A 999-nucleotide genomic window follows, 5' to 3' on the forward strand; every position below is an offset into this window, starting at 1 on the left:
GTTCCGGCTTTGTTCTTTCTCGTCAGGTGTGTATGCTCTGAGGCTCCCGGCATCTCAGGAGTCCCGCCATGCCCCGCTTCTATCCCGCCGAGTTCGGTCGATTTCTCGCCCGCCTGACGCCGCACGAATTGCGGCAAGCGGAAGAAATGGTGGCCGAGGCGCGCGAACGGGCCGAGGCGGTGATGGAGATCGATGCTTGTGCCGAGACTGGCGGTCCGGCGGCGTCTTGCCCGCACTGCGGCGGTGGCGTGCGGGTTCGCTGGGGCCGGACGCGGACAGGCGCACAGCGTTGGCGCTGCTCGGGCTGCCAGGCGAGTTGGTCGGGGCGCAGCGACACGCCGATCGCCCGCGTGCATCGTCCCGATCTGATGGCCGCGCTGGTGCGCGACATGGTGGGGGCACCGCAGCCGCTCTCGTACCGCCGCGCGGCACAGGCCTTGGGTATCTCGCGCCATACGGCCTGGCGTTGGCGCATGATGATCATCGGCGCTCTGCCGCCGGAGCCCGACGATGTCCTTGCCGGCATCGTGGAGGCTGACGAGGCCCACCAACGCGAGAGCCGCAAAGGCTCGCGGGAGTGGGTTCGGCACCGGCGCGACCCGGCAAACCACCCCGCGCCACCGCGTCTGCGTTGGCGGGATTACAGGCGTCGCGACGCGTCGGCGACCGCGCCGCCGGGCGGCTGGCGCGCTTGGGAACGAAAACTCCTCGCGGCGACGGACCGCGCCTGGCATCGCGCCTTCGAGGCTATTGCGGATGCGGGTCAGGCAGCTATCTCGGGCGCGCTGCTGCCCGTGATGGCACCGGACGCGGTGCTCTGCACGGACGGTCACGCGACCTATGAACGGATCGCCAAGGACCAACGCATCCCACACTTTGCGCTCAACGCAGGACGGCGCTCGAAGCGCACCCCGCGCAGCCATCACATAAATACCGTAAATGCCCTCATCGGGCGATTCCGCGGCTTCATGCAGCCGTTCTGCGGTCCGGCCTCCAGGA

Annotated in this window: 1 protein-coding gene; it reads left to right on the forward strand. The window is 69.0% G+C overall.

The features are described from left to right. Window positions 1-68: 68 nt before the first annotated feature. Window positions 69-999: IS1595 family transposase (locus FQ320_RS25280; RefSeq protein ID WP_148476006.1), on the forward strand; the 931-nt coding region annotated here is incomplete at its 3' end.

Source organism: Oceaniovalibus sp. ACAM 378 (assembly GCF_008085915.1).
GTDB lineage: Bacteria > Pseudomonadota > Alphaproteobacteria > Rhodobacterales > Rhodobacteraceae > Oceaniglobus.